Genomic DNA, 21303 nt, shown 5'->3' on the forward strand with positions numbered 1-21303 from the left:
GACCGACCGCCCGGCCGTCTCCGCCGCGGGCCGCCCATAATGGAACGACCCCCAGAGATCAGGAGGTCCTGTGACCGGTACCGGCTCCGACCGTTCGCCGCGGGCCCGGCTGCGCGCGCTGCGCCCCGAGTCCTTCGGCGCGGAACCCACGGGCGCGCGCCTCGCCCGGATCCGCCGCTCGCCGAACTTCGCGGACGGGATCTTCCAGAACCCCGAACCGGCGCGACGCGGCCCCTCCGGGTCGAGCATCGATTTCGCCAAGGTCTACTTCGAGAAGGAGGGACGCGCGCGCCGAGCCCCCACCGGCGCGATCCCCGTCCACCCGACCACCCTGGCCGACCTGGCCCGGCCGCCGGCCACCGGTCTGCGCCTGACCTGGATGGGACACTCCGGGATCCTCGCGGAGATCGACGGCCACCGGGTCCTCTTCGACCCGGTCTGGGGCGACCGCTGCTCCCCGTTCCCCTTCGCTGGTCCCAAGCGGCTCCACCCCGCGCCGGTGCCGCTGGCCGAGCTCGGCCCGGTCGACGTCGTCGTGATCTCGCACGACCACTACGACCACCTCGACCTGCCGACGATCAAGGCACTGGCCGGCACGGACACGCTCTTCGCGGTGCCGCTCGGCGTCGGCGCGCACCTGGAGCACTGGGGCGTGCCCGCCTCGCGCCTGCGCGAGCTGGACTGGAACGAGTCCACCGAGGTCGGCGACCTGCGGCTCACGGCCACCCCGGCCCGGCACTTCTGCGGGCGGGGCCTGCGCAACAAGCAGCACACGCTCTGGGCGTCCTGGGTCGTGCGGGGACCGGAACACCGGATCTTCCACAGCGGCGACACCGGCTACTTCTCCGGCTTCAAGGACATCGGCGCCGCCCACGGCCCCTTCGACGTCACCATGATCCAGATCGGTGCGTACTCGGAGTTCTGGACGGACATCCACATGACGCCGGCCGAGGGCGTCCAGACCCACCTCGACCTCCAGGGAGGCGCGCCCGGCGGGGTGCTGCTGCCGATCCACTGGGGCACCTTCAGCCTGGCGCCGCACGCGTGGGCGGAACCGGGCGAGTGGACGAGGGACGCGGCCGAGGAGGCCGGCCAGGCGGTGGCCTTCCCGCACCCCGGCGAGCCCTTCGAACCGGCGGGGAAGCTGCCGGGGGAGCCGTGGTGGCGGGCGGTCTCCCTCCCGATCCCGCGCCCGTGGCGCCGCCCCCGGCGTCCCGAGATCGAGACCGGGAAGCGCAGTGGTGATCTCGACCTCGCGGGCGAGAGGTGACATCTCCTGAGCAGGCTCACCGCCTCTGCCAGGAGTGGTCGCGGGAGGGCCGGTGTGAGGAGCCCCGGGACGCTCCGGCGCTGCGCTGACGCGCCACCGCCTGGTCCCATCGTGACGGTCCCCCTCCGGGAGACCCCGGCTTAGTGACCGAGGCGCCGGCGGACGACGGCCGCTCCATCCGGTACTCCCGGGTGGAGCGGCCGTTCCGCGTCGGCGCAAGCGAATCGACACGCGTCGCCGATGAGGGGCGTCGACTTCCGGGGCGATCGGATTCCTCGAGGACGCCGTACGTCACGCGGGCCACGACCGGGCTGCCGGCAGGCCCCCGCCGGTGGCGCCGCCCGACCGGAACGGGAGCGGCCGCATAACGGGCCCGACCGGGTCTTGACGGTGAAAACCGGCGACTGGGACGCTCTCCCGGCGCGAGAACCACGACACTCCACATCGGCAACGCGTTCCACCGAAACCGAAGGAGAGGTTCCAACATGCGTTCAGCCGGTTTAGCCGGTTCAGCCGAAGGCGACGGCGGTTCTGCAAGACCCTCGCCGGACCGACGGTCATTCCTCACCCGGGCACTCGGCGTCACGGCCGGCCTCGCCGGAGCCGCGGTCACCGCCGGCGCGTTCGCGACCCCGGCCGCCGCCGACTCGACGGGGATCCAGTCCCTCCAGGACAAGTGGCGCTTCTGCAACAAGTGCTTCGCCCTGTACTACTGGGGCTACCCCACGGACGGCGTCTGCCCGGCGGGCGGCTCGCACTACGCCCAGGGGTACAACTTCATCCTCCCGTACGACGTGCCGCCATCGGCTACCGCCCAGGACAAGTGGCGCTTCTGCAACAAGTGCTTCTCGATGTTCTACTGGGGCTACCCCACGAACGGCGTCTGCCCCTCCGGCGGTTCGCATTACGCACAGGGGTACAACTTCGTCCTCAACCACGACATCCCCCCGTCGGCGACGGCCCAGGACAAGTGGCGCTTCTGCTCCAAGTGCTACTCGATGTACTACTGGGGCTACCCCACGGACGGCGTCTGCCCCTCCGGCGGTTCGCACTACGCCCAGGGGTACAACTTCGTCCTCACGCACTACTAGCAACGCCGGGGACCGGCTGCGCTGGGCGGCCGGTCCTCTCCAGTGCCGCCACAGCGACTCCCGGGAGCGGCCGCGCGTCTTGACGGCGTGGCAGTCGGGGCACAGGGCGACCATCTGCTCGGGGTGGTCGCGGCCTCCGGCCGCCAACTCGACGATGTGATCCACTTCCAGGATCGGCCGGCCGCTGTCGGTGACGTCCTCCGGCTGTCCGCCGCAGCCTGGGTTCTCGCAGCGACCTCCGCAACGGACCAGGACGGCCTTGCGCGCATCCGGACGACGCTTGAGGCGCTGGATCGTCTGCTCGGTACGGCTGGGCCCGGATTCCTCGACCGCCTCCAGCGAACGGACCAACGCGCGGCGGAGAGCCGGGACCTCCGTCCGGGGTCCGCCGAGGGGATGCCGGGCCGAGGGCAACGCCCGCTGACCGCCCTCACCAGATGCCTGCGGAGGGACCGCGGCCCGCGAGACTTCAGGTGCTCCCTCGTCGCTCTGGCCGATCGGGACCGCGTCGAGGTCCTCGCCGGGAGGGTCGGTCGGGGAATCCCGTTGGTCGTCCAGGAGCGGCTCGTCCACTGTCGGGCTCAGGGCGCCTGACGACGCCGGCATGGTCGCCGCGGCGACCGGCACCGCCGAAGCAGTCTCCGTCCGGGCTGTGGAGAGGGAGCCGTAGGTAGAGCGGCTGTGGTTTCCGGTGGAGAGTTGATTGAGAACAGATCCAGGACGACCTCGACCAGCTGGCGCGTCTCCGCGCCGAAACCGTCGTACTCGACCCCTACCACGGCGACCCCGAGGAGACCCGCCGGCCGCACGCCGCCTGGAAGACCCTCGCCGCCGTGGCCGACCACCGGAGGACAGCACCGTGATCACCCCCGCCGACGAGAAGCTCCTGCGGCGCGCCGTCGAGATCGCCGCGCACGCCGTCACCCTGGGCGACGCCCCGTACGGCTCCCTGCTGGCCGGGCCGGACGGCACGATCCTCGCCGAGGCCCACAACACCGTGCGGCGCGACGAGGACATCACCGCCCACCCCGAGCTGAAACTGGCCCGCTGGGCGGCCCGTGAACTCGACGCGGACGCCCGCCCGCACCACCCTGTACACCAGCTGCGAGCCCTGCGGCATGTGCGCGGGCGCCATCGTTCGGCCGGGTCGTCCACGCGCTGTCCACCGCCCAACTCGTGGCGCTCAAGCCGGAGTCGGGCGCCTGGCCCGCCGTCGTCCAGGACGGGCCGGCCCTGTACGAGGAGGCCCGCGCCCCGATCGAGACGTACTACGAGCGCTGACCCGGCGCCCCTAGTCCCAGCAGCCCGTCCTGGCGCCGTCGGCCTCCGAGCCCGCTTCGATGCGGAAGGCCGATCCGGAGGCGAACTCGGGACCGGGCCCGTAACCCTCGAACTCGAGATCCCGGGCGGTCATGAAGGAGACCGTCAGCATCATGGCTTCGCCGTCCTCGCCCTTGGTGAAGCACAGTCCCGCCGTCTCCTCGGGCACGTGCGGCTGCCAGGGGTCCTGTTCCCAGTGCCAGCCGTCGTGTTCCGCCGCCGTCCGGTAGTACCGGAGCACCTCGGTCCTGCTGCCGGGGAAGGCGTACGTGCGGTAGGCGGACAGCCAGGCGTCGCCACTGTCGTCGACGCAGCCGGACGCGACCTCTTCGAGCCCCCGGGGGACGGTCGCCTTCGCGGGCCTGGAGTCGAGGATGGCCAGTGATTCCAGGCCCTCGGCCCGGCTCCCGGTCCCCTCGCAGCTTGTGAACGGGGAGAGGTACGAGCAGCCCGTCAGCCCGCCCGCGGCGAGTGCGGTCGACAGCAGCAGACCGGCGAGCCGGGCCGGACGTATCCGGTACAACGTGGTGACTCCCGGGTCGGTGGTGGACGGATGAGGCGCCGGCGGCCGGCGGTACTCGTCGGACAGTATGAGGTCGCTTCGCCGGACCGTGACGCGCCGAGCCCCCGCACCGCCGTGCGACTTCGGCCGGTCCGACGTGCGCGTGCCCGTCGCGTGCTTGCAGAGGCGAGTGCTCGGGTGTCCTGATCTCGGATGAGATGTCGTGGTGACCACGGCCGTTGGGTCGCGCGAGCGGCCCGGAGAGCCGGGCCGTGCGCACTCGCACATGCGCGAACCCCTACCCTGGTGCCCGCCACATGGCGTGTTTCGAACAGTGCGACGAACGGGATGTGACAGGTGACGGGGGCAAACGGCGCGGATCTGGTCGGCGAGGTTCTCGGCGGTCGGTACCGCGTCACCGCGATGATCGGCCGCGGTGGAATGGGCGTGGTCGCCCGGGCAGTGGACCAGTTGCTGAACCGCGAGGTCGCCGTCAAGGTCCTGCGGGCCTACACCGACGCCTCCCCGGCCGAACTGGCCGACCTGCGGGTCCGGATGCAGCGGGAGGCGCAGGCCGCCGCCCGCATCCGGCACAGCGGTGTCGTGACCGTGCACGACGTCGTCGAGGAGCAGGGGCTGCCGGTCATCGTCATGGAGCTGGTCGAAGGGCCCTCCCTCGACGACGTACTGGCGCAGCGCGGCGCACTGGATCCGCGCGAGGCGGCCGCGATCGGCGCGAAGCTGATGGACGCGCTCGACGCGGCCCACCGGGCCGGAGTCCTCCACCGGGACGTCAAGCCCGGCAACGTACTCCTGGAGCCCGGCGGCCGGGTCGTGCTCACCGACTTCGGCATCGCCAGCATGGAGACCGCGGGCGACGAGGCCCTCGCCAAACTGACCCAGAGCGGGCAGATCGTCGGATCGCTCGACTATCTGCCGCCGGAGCGTGCCCAGGGCCAGGTGCCGGGTGCCGCGTCGGACATCTGGGCGCTCGGCATGACGCTGTACGCGGCGGTGGAGGGTGCTGCGCCGTTCCGCCGTACCTCGGTCTGGTCCACGCTCGCGGCGATCGTCGGCGAACCCCTGCCGGAGCCCCGGCGCGCCGGACCGCTCACCCCGGTGCTGCGGGCCCTGATGGCCAAGGACCCGCTGCAGCGGCCCGACGCCGGTCAGGCGCGCGAGATGCTGGAGGCGGTCGCCGCGGGCGGCACCACGGAGCTCGCGGCGCCCCCGGCGCCCCATCCCGCCGCTCCGCCGGGCTTCGGCCCCGCCCAGGCCACGCCGTACTCCCCGCCGGCCTCGCAGTCCGCCGCGCCGTACTCCCCGCCGGCCCCGCAGCCTGCCGCGCCGTACCCCTCGCCGGCCCCGCAGCCTGCCGCCCCGTACTCCCCGCCGGCCTCGCAGTCGGCCGCTCCGCACCTCCCGCCCGGTGCGTACGCCGCCCCGCAGCCGCCGCCACCGGCGGGTGCCGCGCAGCCGGGCATGGTGCCCGGTGCTCCGGCCGGTGGGAACAGCCGTTCCGAGACCCGCGCCACGTCGGTACGGGCCCGCCGCCGCACCCGTACGATCGCCGCGGTGGCGGCCGCGACCGTCCTCGTCTGCGGCGGAGCCGCCTACGCGCTGATGGACATGCGGGGCGCGCAGAGCGACGGCGGCTCCGACACGGCGCTGCCCACCGCGAGCACCTCCACCGGCGGTGGCATGCCCGGCGCGGGAGGGACGACCGACGGTCCGACCTCCCCGGGGGACCTGACGTCCCTGCGCCCCGGCGAGACGGCCTCCGCCGCCCCTGGCGAGACGCCGTCCGGCCCGCCCTCGAAGAAGGGCGAGGACCCGTCGGCGGGCCCCACGTCGGCGTCGCCCGGCGGCGGAGGCGACAAGCCGTCCGGCAGCCCCTCGGCCTCGACGAAGGCGACGCCCAGTGCCACGGTGAAGGAGCCCACCCCGGTGTCGACGGCGTGCACCGGCTGGGCCCACTCGAACCGCAGCGACGGCTACGGCCACGCGTCCCAGAACACCCACCTCTACACCGGGCCGTACGCGGAGTGCTCCTGGGTGACCGCGCTCGACTCCGGTACGAAGGTCTACTACCACTGCTACATCACCAACGCGCATGCCAACAAGTGGATCTACGCCCGCATCGCGGGAACGGAGACCGAAGGCTGGGTGTTCGGCGACAAGTCCACTCTGGACAGCGGAACGCTCGCCCGCTGCTGAGAGCCCTGTCCGCCACTCGCCGCTATCCGGCCGGTGGCCGACGAGGTGGTCCGCGCCCGGAGGGGTGACCGTGCACGAGCGACGGACCCGGGGTCGGGCGCCGTGACCGAGGTGGAGCCCTCCGCTCTCACCGACGGTTACCAGCCACCTGCGGGTGCGGCCGCCGGAGTCGTCGCGGACACGCGTGGCGGAGGGCGGCCCTCGGAGCCGTACACACGCGGGTCGGGGTGGAGTCCCGGCCGTCCTCGTCCCCGCAAGGGGGGCCCGGACGCGCCTCCTGCGGGGGATTCCGGTCCAGGGCGGTTTCCGGGGAGGGCGGTGGCGCGAAGGCGCCTCCGCCCTCTTCCGTTCCCGCCCGCGGGAGCCCCCTTCAGGCCGCGGCATCGACTTTCGGCCGATCATTCTCGGCCTGTCGCACGAGGGGCGATACCAGACCGGCCCGCTCTACGGGTAAGTTTGTCAACTGCGCACCGCACATGAACGGTTGACGACTACAGTGTGTGGCTGATGATCATCGCTAGGCTCCTCGCACGTCTGTAGAACACCTCCCCCGTAGACCCCCTGCAGCACACCCCCGCAGTACGCCGATTCCTGGGCACGTACCAAGGACACTCATGTCTCAACTTCGCGCACCCGCCTCGCGGTCCGATCGACGCGAGGGCGGGCGGCACGGCCGGCCAGGCGCCCGCTCCGCCACCGGTACCCACAGCAACCCCCCGGCGCAGGCCTCCGCGCCGCTTCCCACGGAAGCCCGCATACGCCCCCAACTCCTGCGCACCTCCGTGCTCCCCGCCGTCGCGGTGGCCCTCGGCGGGGCGGCGGCCGTCCTCTTCACCATCCGCTCCACGGGCGCCAGCCCCACGCCCGGCCTCTGGGCCGCGCTCACCGGAGCCGCCGCCCTCACCGTGGCCTCCGTGACCGCCGCCGCGCTCGGTGCGGACCGGGCGGCCAAGTCCGTCCTCGACCGCTGCAACTCCCTGCGCCGCACCAGCGCCCGCGGGCAGAGCGAACTCCGTGCGGTCGTCGAACAGTTGCGCAGGGGCGAAGGCCCCCCGCCCCGCCCCGCGCAGCCTGCCGCACCCGCCCCCGGCGACGAGTTCGATCTGCTGTCCCAGGAGCTGACGCGGTCTCACGAGGCGGCCGTCGCGGCCGTCGTGCAGGCCTCCCGGCTCTCCAGCAGCGTCGGAAACGAACAGAAGGTCGAGGTCTTCGTCAACCTCGCCCGGCGCCTGCAGTCCCTGGTCCACCGCGAGATCCAGCTCCTCGACGAGCTGGAGAACGAGGTCGAGGACCCGGAGCTGCTCAAGGGCCTGTTCCACGTCGACCACCTGGCCACCCGCATCCGCCGCCACGCCGAGAACCTCGCCGTGCTCGGCGGTGCCATCTCGCGCCGCCAGTGGTCGAACCCGGTCACCATGACCGAGGTGCTGCGCTCCTCCATCGCCGAGGTCGAGCAGTACCCGCGCGTGAAGCTCGTACCCCCGATCGACGGTACGCTCCGGGGCCATGCCGTGGCCGACGTCATCCACCTCCTCGCCGAGCTCGTCGAGAACGCGACGCTGTTCTCCGCGCCGCACACCACGGTGCTGCTGCGCGCCCAGTACGTCACGGCCGGCCTCGCGATCGAGGTCGAGGACCGGGGCCTGGGCATGCCCGTCACCGAGCAGAACAAGATGAACGCCCTGCTCGCCGATCCCGACCAGGTCAACGTCGCGCATCTGCTCCAGGACGGCCGCATCGGCCTCTTCGTCGTCTCGGCGCTCGCCCGCCGCCACGGCATCGCCGTACGCCTCCAGTCCAACATCTACGGCGGCGTCCAGGCCGTTCTCGTGCTGCCGCAGGGCCTCCTCGGCTCCGACCCCGAGGGCCTCGCCCAGCACGAGCGCCAGACCGCCGCGACCGCCGGCTCCGCGGCGATCCCGCCCGGCCAGGTGCAGATCCAGCCCCAGAGCCAGCCCGCGGCCACCGCCCCCACGGCGGCCCCGGCGCAGACTCCGGGCCACGCCCCGGCGCAGGCCCCCGGCCACGTCCCGGCCCAGGCTCCGGCCCCCGCGCCGAGCCAGGCACCGGCCCCGGTCGCGGCGCACGCCCAGGGCCACGTCTCCGGCCTTCCGCAGGCACCCGCGCAGGCCGCCCCCGGCGGAACGGCCGCCGGCACCCCCGTACCGCAGGCCGTACCCTCACCCTCCCCGGAGCGGGCCGCCGCCCGTCACGAGGAGGCCCCCCTGCCCGGCTCGCACCCGTACCTCCGTACGGGCGCGCAGTCGAGCGGGTACGGAAACCCCGGTCCCGCCCCCGCGATACCGGCCCAGCCGGCCGGAGCCGAACACAACGGCCCGCCGGACCACCTGCTCTCGCCGCTCCCCCCGGCCCCCCGTGCCGAGGACGACGGCCGGCCCCTGCTCCCCAAGAGGCGCGCACAGGAGCACATCGTCCCGCAGCTGCGGGACGAGCCCGTGACCCGCAAGACCGAGGAGCACGCCCTGCACGACCCGGGCCTGATGGCCGCGTTCCAGCGCGGCATCGGCCTCGCCGAATCCCAGCCCGCCCCCCATGAATCGCTGCGTCCCGGCGACGCGCACAAGGAGTAGATCACCATGGCGAGCAATGTGCCGACCGGCCATTCCTCGGACCTCGACTGGCTGCTCAGCGGCCTGGTCCAGCGGGTCCCGTACACCCGCAACGCCGTCCTGCTCTCCTCCGACGGTCTCGTGAAATCCGTCCACGGCCTCGACCCCGACGCCGCCGACCACATGGCGGCCCTCGCCTCCGGGCTCTACTCGCTCGGCCGCAGCGCCGGCGCCCGGTTCGGCGACGGCGGCGAGGTCCGCCAGGTGGTCGTGGAGCTCGACTCCACCCTCCTGTTCGTCTCCACCGCGGGCTCCGGCACCTGCCTGGCCGTCCTCGCCGGCCGCGAGGCGGACGCCGCCGTCCTCGGCTACGAGATGGCGATGCTCGTCAAGAGCGTCCGGCCCTACCTGGTCACCCCCGCCCGGCAGGCCGCCGGCGCGGTGGGCGGCCTCGGGCAGTAGACGTGACGTCTCATCAGGAAGGGCCCTGGCTCGACGACGCGGCCGGGCGGCTGATCCGCCCGTACACCGTGAGCGGCGGCCGGACCAAACCCACCACCGCACTGGACCTGCTGTCCATGGTGATGGCGACCGGATCGAGCCCCCAGGCGCACATGGGTCCCGAGCACAGCCTGGCCCTCGGGCTGTGCGACGGACCCACCTCGGTGGCCGAGATCGCGGCGCACTTACGGCTTCCGGCCGTCGTCACCAAGGTCCTGCTGTCCGACCTCGTGGACTGCGGGGCGCTGACCGCCCGCGCGCCCCGCTTCCACGCCAATCCCACCGACCGTTCCTTGCTGGAGGCAGTGCTCGATGGCCTACGACAACGGCTCTGAGCGCCACGACAGTTTCGCGACCGACCCCTTCCCCACCGCGCTCAAGATCCTGGTGGCGGGCGGATTCGGCGTGGGCAAGACGACTCTCGTGGGCGCGGTCAGCGAGATCGAACCGCTGAGCACCGAGGAGCTGCTCACCTCGGTCAGCGCGGCCACCGACAGCCTGGAGGGCGTGGAGTCCAAGACGACGACCACCGTCGCCATGGACTTCGGCCGCATCACGCTCGACGACCGCCACGTCCTGTACCTCTTCGGCACCCCCGGCCAGGAGCGCTTCTGGTTCATGTGGGACGAGCTCTCCGAGGGTGCGCTCGGTGCGGTCGTCCTGGCCGACACCCGTAGGCTCCAGGAGTGCTTCTCCGCCGTGGACTTCTTCGAACGGCGGGGGATCCAGTTCATCGTGGCCGTCAACGAGTTCGACGGCGCCTACCGCTACGAACCGGACGAGGTACGGGCCGCCCTCGACCTCAAGCCGGAGGTGCCGGTCGTCCTCTGCGACGCCCGGATCTCCAGCTCCGGCATCCGCACCCTGCTGACCCTCGTCCAGCATCTGCTCACCACCATCCCGGACACCGTGCCGAGCTACGGAGCCACGCCATGACCTACGACCCGACCGGTCACCTCCTGCTGACCCCCATCGACAAGGACGCGCCCGCCCGTGTGCAGCGGCTGCGCGAACTCGGTCTCGGGGAGCGACCGGACCCGGCGTTCGACGACTTCGCCCACCGGCTCGCCGAGGTGACCGGCGCCCCGTTCTCGATGGTCAACTTCATCGACGAGAACCGGCAGTTCTTCGCGGGTCTGCACACCCCCGAGGGCACCCACTCCGGCAGCGACCTGGGCGCGGCCGCCGCGGGCGGTGGCGGCGTCGGCCGCTTCATGGCCCGCGACCACGGCTACTGCCCGCACGTGGTGGTGCGGCGCAAGGCACTCGTCCTCGAGGACGTCTGCGACTACCCGCGCTTCGCGGGGAACCCGGTCGTCGACGAGATCGGCATCCGCTCCTACATGGGGGCGCCGCTGATAGACCGTACCGGCGTCGCGCTCGGCACCATCTGCGTGGTCGACACGGACGTACGGCCGTGGGGGCGGGCCGGTCTGGAGACGATCAAGGCGATGGCGGCGGAGCTCGTGGAGCAGATCCACCGTCGTGAGGACGGCATGTTCTGACCGTCACCCCTTCGCACTCGCCCGGGAGCCCCGGTACGGCAGCGGCCGTACCGGGGCTCCCGGCCCGTGGGGGTGGGTTCGGTCAGACGTGCGCCGGCTCCCGCTCCGGCGTGCGGACCAGCTCGGACAGCCGCTCCGACCAGCTGCCCTTGTCCTGGCCGAGGGCGACCTCGGCCAGCCGCAGGAGCTGGACGTCGGAGGTGCCGGCCGGGGCGAAGATGTGGTGCGCGTCCCTGAGGTACCGCTCGATGGCCCGGTCCGTGAAGAGGCCGGCGGCGGCGTGGATCTCCATGGCGTTGCGACCGGAGTCGATGGCCGACTCGACGTTGACGAGCTTGGCGTTCATCAGCTCGGTGTCGCAGGAGAGACCCTGGTCCAGCAGGTGCACGGCGTGGTACGCGGCCAGCCGGGCGGTCATCAGCCGGGACTGCATCTGCCCGAGCTTCAGCTTGACCGTGGGCAGGTCGTGGAGCGGCTTGCCGTAGCGGATGCGCTCGGAGGCGAAGCGGGTGGTCTCCTCCAGGATCGCCTGGTGGATGCCGAGCGAGACGGCGGTGAGGTTGGCCCGGCCGTAGAGCACGCTGGAGGAGTACGCGACGGCGAGGCCGTCGCCCTCGTCGCCGAGCCGGTTGGAGGCGGGCACCCGGCAGTTCTCGAAGATCAGCTCGCCGAAGCTGAAGCCGTGGAGTCCCATGGCCGGCTGCTGGGGACCGGTCCTGAAACCCGGGCGATCGGATTCGACCAGGAAGGCGGTGAGTCCCTTCGATCCCGGACCGGTCCTGACCACGACACCGTGCAGATCGCCGACGTGGCTGTTGCCGACGTAGACCTTGCGGCCGTTGAGGATGTAGTCGTCGCCGTCCCGGACCGCGCTGGCGCTCATGCCCAGGACGTGACCGCCGGACTCGGGCTCGGTGACCGCGATGGTCGGCAGGCAGGCGCCGGCGGCTATCTCGGGGAGCCAGGTCTTGCGCTGCTCGTCGCTGCCGAAGTGGACGATCTTGGCGGTGCCCAGCTGGGAGGCCTGGACCATGGCGCCCATCGCGCCGCTGACCCGGGAGAGCTCCTCGATGATGATCGTCTTGGCCAGGTGGCCGGCGCCCATACCGCCGTACTCCTGGCTGATTGTCGCGCCCAGCCAGCCCTGCTCGGCGATCTTGCGCGACAGCTCGTGGTGGACCGTCCGGGACGCCTCCATCTCGGCTATCCGGGGCCGTACCTCACGCTCCGCGAACTCGCGGACGGTTTCCCTGAGCTCATGATGCAGTCGGCTGCTGAAGTAGTTGTCCATCCGAGTCCTCACCTGCGAGACGCCTGCTCGGCGGGGTTGTCCGAACAGGTGGTGCATCGGCAGTGGTCCCGTCCCGAACAGGCCGACCTCTTCATGGTGTTGATCTTTCCGGAACGGATCAATATCGCCACGAAGTTTGTCCGAAACAGGAGCGGTTGACGATTGGATCTGACTGTGTTTCGCGTGGTCTTGGCGCTGGCGGCCGGATTTCGGGCTCCTTCCCCATGGTCATCTTTCTGCCACATGCCGATGGCAACGACGTGGATGGCATATGGCGACGAGAACCTCCGTATCGCCACATGAACCCCTTCCTCCCCAGAAGGGTGGTATTCCGGAACCTCTCCGTCCCTTTTACTGCCCAGGCCGCACCGGCCTCCGACCTCCCGGACCCCGCTCAGGGGCCGAAGGAGCGGGCGCGCGGGCGCACTCGAAGGCGCGGGGGCGCGTCACGGAGAGTGAACGGGCGCACCCGGCGCATCGCTGCACGGGGGCGCCCAGGAAACGCGTGCGTGACCACCCGGGAAAGTGCGGTATTGTTCTCATGCGCGTTCGGCCAGGGGAAACCCCAGGTCAGACGGGTATCGGGACGTGGCGCAGCTTGGTAGCGCACTTGACTGGGGGTCAAGGGGTCGCAGGTTCAAATCCTGTCGTCCCGACTCGAAAGAGTCGCAGCTCAGGGGCCGTTTCAGAGCAATCTGGAACGGCCCCTGACGCGTTTCGCGGCAGCCCCGCAGCCCCGCAGCCCCGCAGTCTCGCCCTGCAGCACACCGTCGGCACGGGAGCTGTGCCGACGACGTCCAGCCGGTACGCGGAATCCTCGTCCTCAGGCGGGGGACCTGCTCGTGAGCTCCGCGCTGTCGTGGACCAGCTCGGCGAGCTGGAGCAGGAGTCCGTACGTAGCCAGGCGGCCGTGGATGCGGAGGAAGTAGGACCGGTCGGAGCACTTGAAGATCTCGCGCCGTCGCACCTTCCAGAGCTTGTGCTCGTACGTGCTCGCCTCCTTCAGCAGCGCGGATTCGGCTTCCTCCGCACTGCCGTCGAATTCCGCGAGCGTTCGTGCGTCTCGATCCATCTCGCTGACACCGTCGACGGGTATCGCCAGCACAATCCACCGGGCCACACTGAGATCCCTTCCCCCTGCGCCGCGAGCCGCGGCGCGCACGGCGCAAGTGTGGCAGATGGGCTCTCCTGCCCAACCGGCGCCATAGAGGAGGGAGTTGACGGACGGCCTCCGTCATCGCAACGGTCCCGTGTCCGTGCCGCCGCTCAGAACATGGTGTTGTCGTTCTTGGACGTGGGCGGGACGACCTGGAGGACGTCCCAGTGTTCGACGATCCTGCCGTCGGTGTCGAAGCGGAAGATGTCGATCCCCGCGTAGTCCTCGTCGCCGGGCCAGGTCTGACGGCAGTGCAGGATGACGTGGTCGTCGTCGGCGAACGCACGTCTGAACTCGACGTGCTTGCCGGGGTACTCGGCGGCCATGCGCTCGAAGTAGTCGATGAACGCCTGCTTGCCGTCGCCGACGTGCGGGTTGTGCTGGATGTAGGTGTCGCCGGCGTACCGGTCGATGGCCTCGGCGGGGCGGCACTGGTTGAACATCAGGTCGTAGAACGCCTTGGCCGTGGCCTTGTTCTTCTCGGGGTCGCTCATGAGGCCACCGTAGGGTCGGCCGCTGATGGTGGCTCGGTGAGTGCGTCGGCAGAGTCCGATCGCTTTCCGCGACCGGGATATCTGTCACCAGTACGCATGTAACGCCTGCTACATTCGTGTGTGTGACCGATGTGAACCAGGAGGGCAGGGACTGGCTCCTGCTGCTCGTCAGGCTGCCGGCCCAGCCGTCCCGGCATCGGGTCGCCGTCTGGCGCGAGCTGCGCAAGGTCGGCGCACTGTCGCTGGGGCAGGGGGTGTGGGCGGTCCCCGACGTTCCCGTCTTCGCCGAAGGGATCCGGCGCGCTGTCGAGCTGACCGAGCGCGCCGAGGGCGAGGCCGTCACGCTGGCCGCGAGCGGGCGCGGGGCGCAGGACGAGACGCGGCTGCGGGCGATGTTCACGGCCGCGCGGTCCGACGACTGGCGGGAGTTCCTGGCCGACTGCGACAAGTTCGAGCACGAGATCGCCAAGGAGATCCGGATCGCGAAGTTCACCCTGGCCGAGCTCGAGGAGGAGGAGCAGAGCCTGGAGCGGCTGCGTCGCCGGCATCGTGACCTGACCGCCCGCGACGTCTTCGGTGCCCCGGAAGCACCCGAGGCCCGCGAGCGGCTGCGCCGGTGCACCGAGGTCTGCGAGGACTACGCCGAGCGCGTCTTCGGAGTCCTGCACGGCGGCCCCGGTGCCGCGGTGGAGAACGACGTCCGATGACCACGCCCGCGATATCCGCCCCGACCGGCAGGCGGGCCATGTGGCCGCTGTACGCGGCCGGGTTCACCACCGCCTTCGGCGCCCACGGAATCGCCGCCAATCTCGGCGGCTACTCCGAGGGCGCCGTCACGTCCCTGCTCGTCCTCGGCGGGCTCCTCGCCCTCTACGACGGAGCCGAGGTCGTCCTCAAGCCCGTCTTCGGCACCCTCGCCGACCGCGTGGGCGCCAAGCCCGTCCTGCTCGGCGGCCTCGTCGCCTTCGCCGTGGCGTCCGCGCTGTACGTACTCGCCGACAGCCCCGGCTGGCTGTGGGCCGCCCGCCTCGGCCAGGGCGCGGCCGCCTCCGCCTTCTCGCCCTCCGCATCCGCGCTCGTCGCCCGACTGAACCCGGCCGCGAGACGCGGCCGTGCCTTCGGCAGCTACGGCTTCTACAAGTCCATCGGCTACACGCTCGGGCCGCTCCTCGGCGGCGCACTCGTGTGGGCGGGCGGGCTGCGACTGCTGTTCCTGGTGATGGCGCTGTGCGCGGCGGCCGTCGCGGTCTGGGCCGCCCTCGCCGTGCCCGTCGTACCGCCGCTGCCCAAGTCACGGCAGACCCTGGCCGATCTCGCGCGCCGGCTCGCCGACCGCTCCTTCCTCGCCCCCACCGCGGCGCTCGCCGCGGCGACCGCGGCCCTCTCCGTCGGCGTCGGGTTCCTCCCGGTGTCCGGCGCGGCCGCCGGGCTCGGCACCGTCGCCACCGGCGCGGCCGTCTCCGTCCTCGCCGCCACCGCTGCCCTCGTCCAGCCCCGTGCCGGCCGCGCGCTCGACGAGGGGCGGCTGACCACCCGTACCGGACTCGTCGCCGGCCTCCTCGTCACGGCGGCGGGGCTCGGCTGTGCCCTGCTGCCCGGCCTGTACGGAATCCTGTCCGCCGCCGTCCTGATCGGTGCCGGTACCGGTGTGATCACTCCGCTGGGCTTCGCCGCGCTCGCGGCGGCGACACCCGAGGAACGCATGGGGCAGACCATGGGCGCGGCCGAACTCGGCCGGGAGCTCGGCGACGCGGGCGGCCCCCTCCTCGTCGCGGGGGTGGCAACCGCCACGAGCCTCGACCACGGGTACGCGGCCCTCGCACTGCTCCTCGCCCTGGGACCGGTCTTCGCCCTCGCGACCCGGAGGCGGCCGGCTCGGTGAGGGCCTGGAACTATGACGCGCCGGGGCTCGCGGCCCTGAGCTGCCTGCTCTGTCCGTAGCGGGTCCGGCCCGGCGGCTTGTAGGTCGACAGGGCCGTCGCCCCGGCCAGCACGATCAGGGCCGCGGCGGACTGGACGACGAGCTGCGTGCGCAGGCCGGTCCAGGCGTCGCCGGACCAGTCGGGCGCCGCCGCCGCGCCCGCGATGTGGCTGATGGCCGGCATGTGGAGGAGCAGCGCGCCGGTCGCGAGGACGGTGATCGCGAGCTTGACCGTGACCCAGTAGTGGCGCAGCAGGCCCCAGGTCGTGCCGAGCGAGGACACGACGCCGGTCGCCAGCGCGGCGAAGCAGAGCGGCACCATGACGTACCAGCCGGTGACGCCCATGGTGACGTACACCGATCGCACCGTCAGGGCGTCCTTCGCGGTCAGTCCGGTGACGGCGAGGGCGAGGAAGACGGCGACCGCGCCGAACCAGCCCACGGAGGCGGTCACATGGGCGGTGAGGGAGAGCTTGCGCACGCGTGGCGACATCGCCATCAACCGTGGCCTCGCATGCCGCCGCCCGCGAGGTGCAGGGCGAGGAAGGCCACGGCGAGGACCGCGGAGCCGACCAGGAGGGCGGTCACCCACCGTGGGCGGGGAGCGTGCGGGGGAGGGGTCCGGTCGGACATGGGTGGCTCCTGTGCGTGTGGGGAGGAAGCGGTCGTTCGATTCGGTGGCGGGCCGCGGTTCACTTTTTCGATACAGAGTGTCTCTGTCAAGTCATGGTGTCGCCCTCGCCGCGTCCCGTAGATTGTGGGGATGCCGAAGCTGTGGAACGAGACGATCGAGGCGCACCGCCATGCGGTGCGGGAGGCGACGCTGGACGCGACCGCCGCGCTCGTCGCCGAACACGGCCCGATGTCGGTGACCATGTCGCGCATCGCGCAGGAGACCGGTATCGGACGGGCGACGCTCTACAAGTACTTCCCGGACGTCGCGTCGATCCTCGCCGCCTGGCACGAGCGCCAGGTCGGGCACCACCTCGAACAGCTCGAAGCCGTGCGCGACCGCGTCGCGGACCCGGGGCAGCGGCTCCGCGCCGTACTGGAGGCGTACGCCCTCATCTCGTACGAGCGGCAGGCCCACCGCGGATCCGACACGGCCGCGCTGCTGCATCAGGGGCCGGCCGTCACGCAGGCCCATCAGCGGCTCCTGGCCCTGGTCCGGCAGCTTGTCGCCGAGGCCGCCGCGAGCGGTGCGGTACGCGCCGACGTCGCGCCCGACGAGCTCGCCGCGTACGGCCTCCACGCGCTCGGCGCGGCGGCGGGCCTCCCGTCGAAGGCGGCGGTCCGGCGTCTCGTCGCGGTCACCCTCGCCGGGATGACCGGTCAAGGTCATCGTGAGGAATCGGTGCCGACGGAGGTGGAAACCACCCTCCACCTCCGCCACGGCCAGGGGCCCCACTGACCTGCCGTTCTGATCCACATGCGTACGGCATCTTTTCGTGGCGGACTGGAAAGAGGGGGTTCCTCCCTCCTCCGGTGAAGTCGGTTTCAACCATTGCGCGTTGAACGACGGCTCGCCCGGCGCACTCCACCTCGTGAAGGAGTGATCTTGTGATCCGAGGTGACGGCATCCGCCGCAACGTCGCTGACATAGACGATGACGAACGGGACGCGCTCGTCAAGGCCATCAAGGACCTGAACAACACCTTCTACCCGGGCTCCCGGGACGAGTTCCCGCCCGGCGGCGTCAGCAAGTGGTTCAAGCAGGACGAGATCCACCAGGCGACGCACGTCCATCAGGGGCCGGAGTTCCTGCCGTGGCACCGTGAGCTCTGCAACCGCTTCGAGCAGCTGCTGCGGGAGGCCAACCCGGTTCTGAGCCTGCACTACTGGGACTGGACCGAAGACGCCGCCCCGCTCTTCACGCCCCGGTTCATGGGGTCGAAGACGGGTGAGGCGGGAGAACCCTGGGTCGGCGACCTCTACAAGCCGGACGCGGACCCCTTCCGCGGCGACACCGTCTCGGACGTCGCGCACGGCCATCCCTTCGACCCGCCGCGCAGCCTCACGCGACAGGTCCGCGACGGCGCCCCCGAGCTGCCCTTCCGGGACTCCGAGATCATCCGCTCGTCGAACTACCTGAGCATGCGCATCCGGCTCGAGCGCTGCCACGACTTCGCCCACAAGTACGTCGGGGGCACGATCGGCAACGCGCACACCTCCTTCCGCGACCCGTTCGTCTTCCTGCTCCACTCGAACGTGGACCGCCTCTTCGCGATGTGGCAGTACGAGGACCCGGCCACCCGGCTCGACCCCGCCACCGTGTACGGGGACGACCCCGGCGAGCCCCTGTGGTACGTGCGCAGACTCCAGCCCTGGGACGGCTCCGGGCGGACGCGGCCGTGGGTGCGGCCCGAGCTCGAACGCGAGGTGAAGGACTACCAGCACACCAGCATCGTCAATCCGCCGCAGTACGACACGCTCCAGCCGGTGGGCGACGGTCCGCTCACCGCTCATCAGCTGAACGAACTGCGCCACGCGCTCGACGGCGCCGTCGCTCTCCACGCGGCCCTGCCCCACAGCCACGACCACTAGTCACCCGGCGAGCGAGCCGCCCAGCGCGGGTAGTACGGGTCCCGCCGCGAGCCCGAGCCCCACCGACACCGCGGTGGCCGTGTAGGCGACCGCTCGTGCCGGGCGGTCCTCGGCGGCGAGCGCGGCACCTTCGCTCCGCGAGACCGCCGGCACGATCCAGCGGAGGTAGTAGAAGAGGGAGGCGACGGTGTTCACGGCGGCCAGCACCGCGAGCCAGGCGTAGCCGCCGTCGAACGCGGCGCTGAACCCCTCCAGTTTGCCGACGAACACGGCGGTCGGCGGGGTGCCCACGAGCCCGAGGAGGCAGACGACGAGACTCGCGGCGAGGAGCGGACGCCGGCGGGCCAGGCCGCGGTAGTCGTCGAGCCGCGTGGCCCGGGGGAGCGCGCAGACCACGGCGAAGGCGCCGAGGTTCGTCACGGCGTACGCGGCCGCGTAGTACAGCAGCGCCTCCTGGGCGAGGTCCGATCGGCCGGCGACCGCGACGGGAAGCAGCAGGTAGCCGACCTGGCTGATAGTCGAGTAGGCGAGGAGCCGCTTCACGTCGTCCTGGAAGAAGGCGGCCAGGTTGCCCAGCGTCATCGACGCCGCCGCCACCACGGAGATCACTCCCGCCCACGGCATCCCGCTGTCGGCGAGGACCGCCTCGCCGAGCCGCAGCAGCGCGGCGAGCGCGCCGATCTTCGGGATCGTGGTCAGGAGCGCGGCGACCGGGGCGGTACTGCCCTGGACGGCGTCCGGCACCCAGAAGTGGGCCGGGACGGCTCCGGCCTTGAACAGCACGCCGGCGAGGAGCCCGACGGTGCCTGCGGCGACCAGGGCCTCGGGGGCCCCGGTGAGCGCGGGGCCCAGCAGGGGGTAGCCGGTCGCCCGCCCCGCCGCGTACAGCACGGTGATCCCGGCCAGCATCAGTACGCCGAGCAGTGCGCCGATCACGTAGTACTTGAGCGCCGCCTCCGTGCCCGGCCCGTCCTTGCGGAAGCCCGCCAGGGTGTAGGCGGGGATGCTCGCCAGCAGGTAGCCGGCGGCGAGCAGCAGCAGGTCCTGGGTGCCGGCCATGACGAGGGCGCCGAGGGCGGACAGCTGCAGCAGGACGTACGTCTCGCTCTCGCGCGCGTGAGCGTGGAACGGCCTCGCGAACAGGGCGAGCACGAACAGGACGGCGCCCAGGACGACGATCCTGGACGTACTGGTGACCGGATCGACGGTGAACGCCTCGCCGAACGTGGTCAGTTCGGGGCCGGCGGCGGCGACGGCCGCCGCCACGATCCCCGCGCCCGCCGCCACCGCCGCCAGCAGGCCCACCAGCCACTGCCGGCCGCGCGGCAGCCACGCGCCGAGGAGCAGCCCGAGCACGGCGGAGGCCGCGAGCAGTACCTCGGGGAGGATGTCGAGCGGGTTCTCGTTCATGTCGGTCATCGGGCGAGCTGCTCCAGGACCGTGCGGGAAGCCGGCTCGATGACGTCCAGGAGGAAGCGGGGCGCGATGCCGAGGACGACGGCCAGACCGAGGAGCGGGAGGACGGCCGCGCTCTCGTGGGCCCGGAGGTCCGGGAACGACCGGGGAGTTCCGGGTGCGTCGGGCAGTCGCAGCGGTCCCGTCAGGACCCGGTGCAGCGCACGGAGGAACAGTCCGGCCGTGAGCAGGATGCCGAGGACGGCGAGCGCGGTGGCGAGCGGCCTCGGTCCGAGGGAGCCGGTGAAGATCTGGAACTCCGCGACGAACCCGGAGAACCCGGGGAGCCCGAGCGACGCGAAGGCGGCCACGCCGGTGAGGGCGGCGAAGACGGGTGCGGTGGCGGCGAGTCCGCCGTACGCGCTCATCTCGTACGTCCGCCCCCGCTCGTACATCACTCCGGCGAGGAGGAACAGCGCGCCGGTGATCAGGCCGTGGCTGACCATCTGGGTGACCGAGCCGGTGACGGCCAACCGGCGTGCCTGGGCGGAGGTGTCGGCGGTCGCGGCGGCGGCGCCGACGGCCAGGACGATGTAGCCCATGTGGTTGACGGAGGTGTAGGCGACCATCCGTTTGAAGTCGGTCTGGGCCAGCGCCACCAGGGCTCCGTGGAGGACGGACAGGACCCCGATCACGACGAGGACGAGGGCGTACCGCCGCCACGCGTCCGGCAGCAGGGGCATGGCGATGCGCAGGAACCCGTACGTCCCCATCTTCAGGAGGACTCCGGCGAGGATCGCGGAGCCGGCTGCCGGGGCCTCGGTGTGGGCGGGCGGCAGCCAGGTGTGGAAGGGGACCGTCGGGGTCTTCACGGCCAGGCCGACGGCGACGGCGAGAAGGACGAGGGCGGCGTACGTGGAGCGGCCGGCGAGCGGGTTCTGCCGGGCCAGCTCGACCATGTCGAAGGTGTGCGGAGCGGCGGCGAGGTACAGGCCGATGAAGCCGAGGAGCAGCGCGAGCGAGCCGATGAAGGTGTAGAGGAAGAACATCAGCGCGGCCCGCTTGGCGTCGCGGTGTCCCCACCCGGCGATGACGAAGTACATCGCCACGATCGACAGGTCGAAGAAGACGAAGAACAGGATCAGGTCGAGGGAGACGAACAGGCCCAGGCAGGTCGTCTGGAGGAAGAGGAACAGGGCGGCGAACGCGCGGAACCGGCGGCTCTCGCGCAGCGCGTACACCGCGCAGGCGAGGAACAGCACACAGGTCAGGGCGAGCAGCGGCAGGGACAGTCCGTCGACGCCGATGTGGTAGCCCACGCCCGCGCTGGGGATCCACCGGGCCCTCACCTCGTACTGCGTCGCGCCTGTCGTCTCGTACCCGGCCCAGACGGCGACGACGAGGCCTAGCTCGACGGCGGCCGTCGCCACCCAGAGGGCGCGCAGCGCCTGGACGGGGGTACGGGAGGGGAGCGCGAGGAGCAGCAGGGCGATCGCGGTCGGGGCGAAGACGAGGGCGGTGAGCAC

Annotated in this window: 20 protein-coding genes, 1 tRNA gene and 3 pseudogenes; 15 read left to right on the top strand and 9 right to left on the bottom strand. The window is 71.9% G+C overall.

The annotated features are described in order from the left end of the window. Window positions 1-70 precede the first annotated feature (70 nt). Window positions 71-1270: an MBL fold metallo-hydrolase gene (locus tag ABT041_RS20615; RefSeq protein ID WP_351186401.1), complete on the top strand. Its 1200-nt coding sequence runs from the start codon at window positions 71-73 to the stop codon at window positions 1268-1270. 485 nt (window positions 1271-1755) lie between these two features. Further along, the gene (locus tag ABT041_RS20620) at window positions 1756-2361 is read left to right on the top strand and encodes a hypothetical protein (protein ID WP_351186403.1); all 606 of its coding nucleotides are present in this window, start codon (window positions 1756-1758) and stop codon (window positions 2359-2361) included. Between the two features lie 87 nt (window positions 2362-2448). On the opposite strand, the pseudogene ABT041_RS20625 reads toward ABT041_RS20620, so the two are convergent. Further along, window positions 2449-2967: pseudogene (locus ABT041_RS20625) on the bottom strand (HNH endonuclease); the annotation flags it as partial. A gap of 101 nt (window positions 2968-3068) precedes the next feature. Between ABT041_RS20625 and ABT041_RS20630 the strand changes: the two are divergent. Continuing rightward, window positions 3069-3224 (top strand): annotated as a pseudogene (locus tag ABT041_RS20630) (LLM class F420-dependent oxidoreductase); the annotation flags it as partial. Next, a pseudogene (locus ABT041_RS20635) lies at window positions 3221-3642 on the top strand (nucleoside deaminase). The pseudogenes ABT041_RS20630 and ABT041_RS20635, both read left to right, overlap by 4 nt. 10 nt (window positions 3643-3652) lie before the next feature. Here ABT041_RS20635 and ABT041_RS20640 read toward each other — a convergent pair. Continuing rightward, a complete protein-coding gene (locus tag ABT041_RS20640) occupies window positions 3653-4204 on the bottom strand; it encodes a hypothetical protein (protein ID WP_351186405.1) in 552 nt (183 codons plus the stop codon). A 336-nt stretch (window positions 4205-4540) separates the two neighbouring features. Between ABT041_RS20640 and ABT041_RS20645 the strand changes: the two genes are divergently transcribed. From ABT041_RS20645 to ABT041_RS20670, 6 genes are all read left to right on the top strand, one after another. After that, the gene (locus ABT041_RS20645) at window positions 4541-6400 is read left to right on the top strand and encodes a serine/threonine-protein kinase (protein ID WP_351186407.1); all 1860 of its coding nucleotides are present in this window, start codon (window positions 4541-4543) and stop codon (window positions 6398-6400) included. 614 nt (window positions 6401-7014) lie between these two features. Next, window positions 7015-8991: a sensor histidine kinase gene (locus tag ABT041_RS20650; protein WP_351186409.1), complete on the top strand. Its 1977-nt coding sequence runs from the start codon at window positions 7015-7017 to the stop codon at window positions 8989-8991. A gap of 6 nt (window positions 8992-8997) precedes the next feature. After that, window positions 8998-9432: a roadblock/LC7 domain-containing protein gene (locus ABT041_RS20655; protein ID WP_041132185.1), complete on the top strand. Its 435-nt coding sequence runs from the start codon at window positions 8998-9000 to the stop codon at window positions 9430-9432. Window positions 9433-9434: 2 nt separating this feature from the next. Continuing rightward, window positions 9435-9806 carry a DUF742 domain-containing protein gene (locus ABT041_RS20660; protein ID WP_093873136.1) on the top strand — a complete coding sequence of 124 codons (372 nt, stop codon included), beginning with the start codon at window positions 9435-9437 and terminating at the stop codon, window positions 9804-9806. After that, window positions 9784-10407 carry a GTP-binding protein gene (locus ABT041_RS20665; protein ID WP_351186412.1) on the top strand — a complete coding sequence of 208 codons (624 nt, stop codon included), beginning with the start codon at window positions 9784-9786 and terminating at the stop codon, window positions 10405-10407. Before ABT041_RS20660 ends, ABT041_RS20665 begins: the two co-directional genes overlap by 23 nt. After that, entirely contained in the window at window positions 10404-10976 is a 573-nt protein-coding gene (locus ABT041_RS20670; RefSeq protein WP_351186414.1) for a GAF domain-containing protein, read from the top strand. Before ABT041_RS20665 ends, ABT041_RS20670 begins: the two co-directional genes overlap by 4 nt. Window positions 10977-11058: 82 nt before the next feature. Here ABT041_RS20670 and ABT041_RS20675 read toward each other — a convergent pair whose 3' ends face one another. Continuing rightward, the gene (locus ABT041_RS20675; protein ID WP_351186416.1) at window positions 11059-12267 is read right to left on the bottom strand and encodes an acyl-CoA dehydrogenase family protein; all 1209 of its coding nucleotides are present in this window, start codon (window positions 12265-12267) and stop codon (window positions 11059-11061) included. Between the two features lie 582 nt (window positions 12268-12849). On the opposite strand from ABT041_RS20675, the gene ABT041_RS20680 reads away from it, so the two are divergent. Next, a tRNA-Pro gene (locus tag ABT041_RS20680) sits at window positions 12850-12923 on the top strand. 167 nt (window positions 12924-13090) lie between these two features. Here the strand turns inward: ABT041_RS20680 and ABT041_RS20685 are convergent. Both ABT041_RS20685 and ABT041_RS20690 read right to left on the bottom strand, forming a co-directional pair. Beyond that, entirely contained in the window at window positions 13091-13387 is a 297-nt protein-coding gene (locus ABT041_RS20685) for a hypothetical protein (RefSeq protein WP_351186418.1), read from the bottom strand. Between the two features lie 146 nt (window positions 13388-13533). Then, window positions 13534-13917 carry a nuclear transport factor 2 family protein gene (locus ABT041_RS20690; RefSeq protein WP_351186420.1) on the bottom strand — a complete coding sequence of 128 codons (384 nt, stop codon included), beginning with the start codon at window positions 13915-13917 and terminating at the stop codon, window positions 13534-13536. Window positions 13918-14033: 116 nt separating this feature from the next. On the opposite strand from ABT041_RS20690, the gene ABT041_RS20695 reads away from it, so the two are divergent. Beyond that, a complete protein-coding gene (locus ABT041_RS20695) occupies window positions 14034-14624 on the top strand; it encodes a Chromate resistance protein ChrB (protein ID WP_502976551.1) in 591 nt (196 codons plus the stop codon). Then, complete coding sequence (locus ABT041_RS20700) at window positions 14621-15799, top strand: MFS transporter (RefSeq protein ID WP_502976552.1); 1179 nt, start codon at window positions 14621-14623, stop codon at window positions 15797-15799. The genes ABT041_RS20695 and ABT041_RS20700 overlap by 4 nt, the downstream gene beginning before the upstream one ends. Window positions 15800-15809: 10 nt before the next feature. On the opposite strand, the gene ABT041_RS20705 is transcribed toward ABT041_RS20700, so the two are convergent. Together ABT041_RS20705 and ABT041_RS20710 are read right to left on the bottom strand one after the other, a co-directional pair. Beyond that, window positions 15810-16331 (bottom strand): hypothetical protein, encoded by a 522-nt coding sequence (locus ABT041_RS20705; RefSeq protein ID WP_351186424.1) that lies wholly within the window; start codon window positions 16329-16331, stop codon window positions 15810-15812. A 5-nt stretch (window positions 16332-16336) separates the two neighbouring features. Continuing rightward, on the bottom strand, window positions 16337-16471 hold the full coding sequence (locus tag ABT041_RS20710; protein ID WP_351186426.1) for a hypothetical protein: 135 nt from the start codon (window positions 16469-16471) through the stop codon (window positions 16337-16339). A gap of 130 nt (window positions 16472-16601) precedes the next feature. Between ABT041_RS20710 and ABT041_RS20715 the strand changes: the two genes are divergently transcribed. Both ABT041_RS20715 and ABT041_RS20720 read left to right on the top strand, forming a co-directional pair. Further along, window positions 16602-17249, top strand: a complete 648-nt coding sequence (locus tag ABT041_RS20715) for a TetR/AcrR family transcriptional regulator (RefSeq protein WP_351186428.1) — start codon at window positions 16602-16604, stop codon at window positions 17247-17249. Window positions 17250-17398: 149 nt separating this feature from the next. Beyond that, window positions 17399-18382, top strand: a complete 984-nt coding sequence (locus tag ABT041_RS20720) for a tyrosinase family protein (RefSeq protein WP_351186430.1) — start codon at window positions 17399-17401, stop codon at window positions 18380-18382. On the opposite strand, the gene ABT041_RS20725 is transcribed toward ABT041_RS20720, so the two are convergent. Together ABT041_RS20725 and ABT041_RS20730 are read right to left on the bottom strand one after the other, a co-directional pair. Then, window positions 18383-19801: an NADH-quinone oxidoreductase subunit N gene (locus ABT041_RS20725; RefSeq protein ID WP_351186432.1), complete on the bottom strand. Its 1419-nt coding sequence runs from the start codon at window positions 19799-19801 to the stop codon at window positions 18383-18385. After that, window positions 19798-21303, bottom strand: coding sequence for a complex I subunit 4 family protein (locus ABT041_RS20730; RefSeq protein WP_351186434.1), 1506 nt, complete (start codon window positions 21301-21303; stop codon window positions 19798-19800). The genes ABT041_RS20725 and ABT041_RS20730 overlap by 4 nt, the downstream gene beginning before the upstream one ends.

The organism is Streptomyces sp. NPDC002825 (assembly GCF_040295385.1).
In the GTDB taxonomy this organism is placed as follows: Bacteria; Actinomycetota; Actinomycetes; order Streptomycetales; family Streptomycetaceae; genus Streptomyces.

Bases quoted from the DNA above. Each gene is read 5' to 3' on its own strand.
- ABT041_RS20715 (WP_351186428.1), top strand. From the start codon at position 16,602: ATGCCGAAGCTGTGGAACGAGACGATCGAGGCGCACCGCCATGCGGTG.
- ABT041_RS20665 (WP_351186412.1), top strand. From the start codon at position 9,784: ATGGCCTACGACAACGGCTCTGAGCGCCACGACAGTTTCGCGACCGAC.
- ABT041_RS20690 (WP_351186420.1), bottom strand. From the start codon at position 13,917: ATGAGCGACCCCGAGAAGAACAAGGCCACGGCCAAGGCGTTCTACGAC.
- ABT041_RS20620 (WP_351186403.1), top strand. From the start codon at position 1,756: ATGCGTTCAGCCGGTTTAGCCGGTTCAGCCGAAGGCGACGGCGGTTCT.
- ABT041_RS20705 (WP_351186424.1), bottom strand. From the start codon at position 16,331: ATGTCGCCACGCGTGCGCAAGCTCTCCCTCACCGCCCATGTGACCGCC.
- ABT041_RS20675 (WP_351186416.1), bottom strand. From the start codon at position 12,267: ATGGACAACTACTTCAGCAGCCGACTGCATCATGAGCTCAGGGAAACC.
- ABT041_RS20710 (WP_351186426.1), bottom strand. From the start codon at position 16,471: ATGTCCGACCGGACCCCTCCCCCGCACGCTCCCCGCCCACGGTGGGTG.
- ABT041_RS20670 (WP_351186414.1), top strand. From the start codon at position 10,404: ATGACCTACGACCCGACCGGTCACCTCCTGCTGACCCCCATCGACAAG.
- ABT041_RS20725 (WP_351186432.1), bottom strand. From the start codon at position 19,801: ATGACCGACATGAACGAGAACCCGCTCGACATCCTCCCCGAGGTACTG.
- ABT041_RS20655 (WP_041132185.1), top strand. From the start codon at position 8,998: ATGGCGAGCAATGTGCCGACCGGCCATTCCTCGGACCTCGACTGGCTG.
- ABT041_RS20700 (WP_502976552.1), top strand. From the start codon at position 14,621: ATGACCACGCCCGCGATATCCGCCCCGACCGGCAGGCGGGCCATGTGG.
- ABT041_RS20650 (WP_351186409.1), top strand. From the start codon at position 7,015: ATGTCTCAACTTCGCGCACCCGCCTCGCGGTCCGATCGACGCGAGGGC.